Annotated in this window: 2 protein-coding genes; one reads left to right on the top strand and one right to left on the bottom strand. The window is 55.2% G+C overall.

From position 1 onward, the window contains the following. Positions 1–117 (top strand): con-10 family general stress protein (locus AC07XM_RS30930; RefSeq protein WP_172455981.1); only part of this gene is annotated, 117 nt, incomplete at its 5' end. A 376-nt stretch (positions 118–493) separates the two neighbouring features. On the opposite strand, the gene AC07XM_RS30925 is transcribed toward AC07XM_RS30930, so the two are convergent. Then, positions 494–2047: a sensor histidine kinase gene (locus tag AC07XM_RS30925; protein ID WP_028697816.1), complete on the bottom strand. Its 1554-nt coding sequence runs from the start codon at positions 2045–2047 to the stop codon at positions 494–496. Positions 2048–2231: the final 184 nt, after the last annotated feature.

The following is a 2231-nucleotide window of genomic DNA, read 5'->3' as shown; positions in this document are numbered from 1 at the left end:
AAAGGCGGGCAGAGCTCAGGCGGCAACTTTGCCAACGACCGTGAGCGTGCCTCGGAGGCTGGCCGTAAAGGCGGGCAAAACAGCCACGGCGGCGGTCGCGGTAGCGAGAACCGTTAACTTGAAATGAGCCAGGCCGGGGTGCATGGCACTCTGGCCACTTTTAGAGAAAATGAAAGCGGTGTTAAGAAGACAGCGAAATGGGCAACAAGGGTTTGCCTCTCGCTCGAAGACGACCACCAACGAACACCAGCGCCAATGACGCTGCCGCTAGCAACAGGCTCACCCCTAGCATCTCGCTAGTGAGGTTGTGAAACCCTGAAACCGCAACGCCGATTATGGCTAACATTCCTGAAAGCCCAGCGTAACCTACCGCAGTCATCAGCCATCCCCAGTTACGCATACCCTACTCCTCCAATGATGATCCCAGGTCTCGAATCAGCCTCATTACGACCATACGCATTTGGCTAAGTGCCATCGGTGTGTGCAGGCGCGCCTAAAGTTTGAAGCGTACATGGATACAGCTTTTACTATCCTGCCGATCAACCTCCACTGCCGCGCTACCGTAACCGGAATAGCTTTTGACCAATCGCATGCCAAGCCCCGTACCTGTCGGCTTTGGATAATTATCAGGGAAGCCGTCGCCCTCATCCCTGACGGTGAGTAGCGCATGGTCGCCGGCATGCTTGACGGCCACCTCAATGTTGCCCTTACCATACTTGAGGGCATTGGTGATCAGTTCAGAAATTACCAGTCCCAGGGGCGCCATTCTTTCTGAAGGCAATACGAACTCGTCAGCGTCCAGCACAATTTTGCGCTCGGCTAAGGCTCTGCCCAGATCCCCCAACAGAGCAGTGAGGTAATCACGCGCACGAAGTTCTTGATCTTCGGCAGCCTGGTACAGCCGCTCGTGAACCGTGGCAATGGTCACTACTCGGCCTGCAGCGGTTTCAAGCTGCAATTTAACCGCTGCATCGGGCGTGAGATTGGCCTGTAGCAACAGCAGTGTGTTTACCAGGTGAAGGCTGTTCTTGACGCGATGGTGGATCTCTTCGAGATAGAGGTCGCTTCGGTTCTGCTTGCTATTCTGAGCCTCGATGAGCGACAGCAATTGAGCCTCATATTGATGACGCTCGGTGATATCTCGCGATACGGCAATCATTCGCTCGACCTTGCCGTCCGCTCCGAGGATCGGCGCCACCGTCACGTCCCACCATTTGGGTTCATCGGGAGCGATTGGGCAGTACGATTCGAACCTCATGGTTTCGCCAGCGCTGACTTTAGCTACCGCCTCCCAAACAAATGATCGCGACTCCTCAGGCCACAAGTCATACCATCGCTGACCTTTAACAGTGGTCAGTTGGGTATCCAGGAATGTCAGCCCGGCTTCATTCATGAACTCGATCTCGCCGTTCGGGGCCAAGATATCCACCCAGTCAGGGCTTGCGTTCAGAATGGTCTCGGAATAAGGGTCGGGAACTGGAACATCCACGCCTGCAGATATTCTTTCGACAGCCATGGAAATGACGTTCGAGATGCCTTCCAGAAATACCAGATCGCTCTCTACAAAATCGTCCCCGTTGCTGCTGTCGGCTTCCAGTACACCAAACGGGCTGAGCAAACCCCGGATCGGGACATTGATGGCCCGCTCGATTCCATATTTTTTCAGCAGTTCCGGCGTTCGAAAGCGGTTTTCCATACCCAAATGATTCGAGAGTACGGGCCTGTAGGTGGCCAATGCATAGCCTGCGGGACTAGCCACATCGCCGCCCACGGTTGCCCGCCCGATGTCAGAAGCATCCCAGCCAACGCCGTGGGTCAGAACAAACCCTTCCCCTTCCCCGTCCTCTGCTGGCTGGAGCACCTTGGAAAAACGAGTGCTCATCCCTTCAGCGACTACTTCACATGCACGGGTCAGCAACAGATCCAAGTCCGCAGCCTTCAGGGACATTACGCCAAACTCGACCACGAGCTCATGTTGGCGGTGCAAGCGCGCATGAGTCTTCTTCAATGCCGCTCGGATGGTTTCGTCCACTGGTAGCTGCTGCATAGTCTTCCCTTCCGCAATAACGGGAAACGCCCAGAATCCTTTCAGAGCGTACAGTCGTTTCGCTTACCGCTTTCCTACCATAGCCGCTAATTCATGACGGCGCCTAGGGATGCTCCGATCAACTTGTCGTGCAGCCGCGGCAAGTTGCAATTTTCCAGGCACCTACAGCGTCATTGGACGAAAA

It is taken from the genome of Pseudomonas sp. GW460-LB5, from assembly GCF_059423245.1.
This window is presented reverse-complemented; position numbering and strand designations above follow the sequence as displayed.

What these genes read in the sequence shown, in the direction of transcription:
- AC07XM_RS30925 (WP_028697816.1), bottom strand. Translation starts at nt 2,047, where the DNA reads ATGCAGCAGCTACCAGTGGACGAAACCATCCGAGCGGCATTGAAGAAG.